Origin of the sequence: Delftia sp. ZNC0008 (assembly GCF_000799035.1) — a bacterium.
GTDB classification, from domain to species: Bacteria; Pseudomonadota; Gammaproteobacteria; order Burkholderiales; family Burkholderiaceae_C; genus Comamonas; species Comamonas tsuruhatensis.
Genome location: NZ_JTKZ01000130.1, coordinates 1 through 2,249 on the forward strand (window position 1 = coordinate 1; position 2,249 = coordinate 2,249).

General features: G+C 66.6%; 2 protein-coding genes and 2 pseudogenes. 2 read left to right on the plus strand and 2 right to left on the minus strand.

The features are described from left to right. Positions 1–121: pseudogene (locus L995_RS34855) on the plus strand (uracil-DNA glycosylase family protein); the annotation flags it as partial. Between the two features lie 173 nt (positions 122–294). Then, entirely contained in the window at positions 295–1,281 is a 987-nt protein-coding gene (gene corA, locus L995_RS04610) for a magnesium/cobalt transporter CorA (RefSeq protein ID WP_016449112.1), read from the plus strand. 31 nt (positions 1,282–1,312) lie between these two features. On the opposite strand, the gene L995_RS04615 is transcribed toward corA, so the two are convergent. Beyond that, a complete protein-coding gene (locus L995_RS04615; protein WP_047469589.1) occupies positions 1,313–1,708 on the minus strand; it encodes a RidA family protein in 396 nt (131 codons plus the stop codon). Continuing rightward, positions 1,698–2,249, minus strand: a pseudogene (locus tag L995_RS04620) (DSD1 family PLP-dependent enzyme); the annotation flags it as partial. The pseudogene L995_RS04620 and the gene L995_RS04615, both read right to left, overlap by 11 nt.

The window sequence follows — 2,249 nt, forward strand, 5'->3', positions numbered from 1 at the left end:
CTACGACCCCAACTATCTGCTGCGCGCCCCCCAGGCCAAGGCCGGCGCCTGGGCCGACCTGTGCCATGCCCAGGCTTTTGTGACAGGCCGCCAGATGCCCCCTGGAGCCGCTTCCGAATAGCGCGGCCGGCCCGCATGCTGCAGCGCAACGCTGCATAATCCGATGCTTTGCATCTTGGAGAAAGCTCCGTGGAAACCTACCCCAGTTGGTAGCTTTCAACTCCCGGTTGGCCTGTGGGGTTGAAAGCACCCCCGATACCCCGCACGCCTGAGAAGAACACCTGGAGTGAGCCTATGCTCAACATCTTTACGCTGGCCAATGGCCGCCTGGTTCAAGAAGAGATCGAGTCGCTGGAGGAGCTGTCCCGCTTCAAGCCGATCTGGGTGGACCTGGAGTCGCCCACGGTCGAGGAAAAGCGCTGGATCAAGCAGCACTACGAGTTGTCCATCCCCGAAGATGCGATGGACGACGACATCGAGGAATCGGCCCGCTTCTACGAAGAAGACAACGGCGAGCTGCACATCCGCAGCGACTTCCTGATCGACGATGACGAGGACCCACGCTCCGTGCGCGTGGCCTTCATCGTCAACGAGCACAACAAGAACCTGCGCAGCTGCGGCGTGCTGTTCTCCATCCATGACGAGGACGTGCCGGTCTTCCGGCTGCTGCGCATGCGCGCGCGCCGCGCGCCGGGCCTGATCGACGAGGCCAAGGACGTGCTGCTCAAGCTGTTCGACGCCGACGCCGAGTACTCGGCCGATACGCTCGAAGGCATCTACGACGACCTGGAGAAGGCCAGCAAGATGGTGCTGTCCGGCGACGTGACCGACGACGTGGCCCGCGAAGTGCTGGGCGCCATCGCGCGCCAGGAAGACCTGAACGGCCGCATCCGCCGCAACGTCATGGACACGCGCCGCGCCGTCAGCTTCATGATGCGTTCCAAGATGCTCAATGCCGAGCAGTTCGAGGAAGCGCGCCAGATCCTGCGCGACATCGAATCGCTGGACAGCCACACGGCCTTCCTCTTCGACAAGATCAACTTCCTGATGGATGCCACGGTCGGCTTCATCAACATCAACCAGAACAAGATCATCAAGATCTTCTCGGTGGCCAGCGTGGCCCTGCTGCCGCCCACGCTGATCGCCAGCGTCTACGGCATGAACTTCCGCTTCATGCCCGAGCTGGAGTGGGAGTTCGGCTACGTCTACGTCATCGCGCTCATGGTGCTCAGTGCCGTCGGGCCCATGCTGTATTTCCGCAAGCGCGGCTGGCTGAAGTAGCGGCAGCCGGCCCCCTCGGGCCGGGCTTTCTTCAGGCCAGCGCCACGGCCTCGATTTCCACCTTCAACCCGAAATGCAGCGCCCCCGTGGGCACCACGGCGCGCGCGGGCCGGTGCGCGCCGGCCCAGTCGGCATAGAGGCGGTCGAAGGCCGGCCAGTGCGCCATGTCGTCCAGGTACACGCGCACCTGCAGCAGGCGGGGCACGCCGCTGCCGGCCAGCTCCAGCGCCGCCGCCAGATTGGCCAGCGCCTGGCGCGCCTGGTCCTCGAAGCTGGCGTCCACCAGGCGCGTGCCGTCGGGCCGTATGGGCAGCTGCCCTGACACGAAGACCAGCCCCTGGCCCGTGGCCGTGTGGCTGTAGTGGCCGCCCGGCGCAGGCAGCTGCGGCGATGCATGGCGCAGATCGATCCCGTTTTCACCAGCCATGGAGCCGCTCCCAGGTTTGCACCGAGCCATCTGCCGCCAGCGCCTGGTAGGCCGGGAACTGCGCGCCCGTGGCGCAGGCATGGTTGGGCAGGATGCGCAGCCGCGTGCCCAGGGGAAAGCGGGCGGCGATGTCGGCCTCTATCGCGCCATCAGCGCGCGCCAGGATGCCGTGCTCCTGGTTGGCGCCAGTCAGCACGAAGCCCGGCATCACCTCGCCATGCAGGTCGCAGACCTGGCCGTAGCCGAAGTCCTGCCGCTGTTTCGCCGTGCCCCGGTCGCGGCTCATGGCCATCCAGCCTGCGTCCACGATGGCCCAACCCTTGTCGGCCTGGTGGCCGATCACGGTGGCCAGCACCGACAGCGCCACGTCCTCGGCCGTGCACACGCCGATGTTGCGCATCACCAGGTCGAAGAACACATAGACGCCTGCGCGCACCTCGGTAACGCCGTCCAGCCGGCATGCCGCCAGCGCGGTGGGCGTGGAGCCCACGCTGACCACGGGGCACGGCAGGTCGGCCGCGCGCAGGGCTTCGGCGGCCTG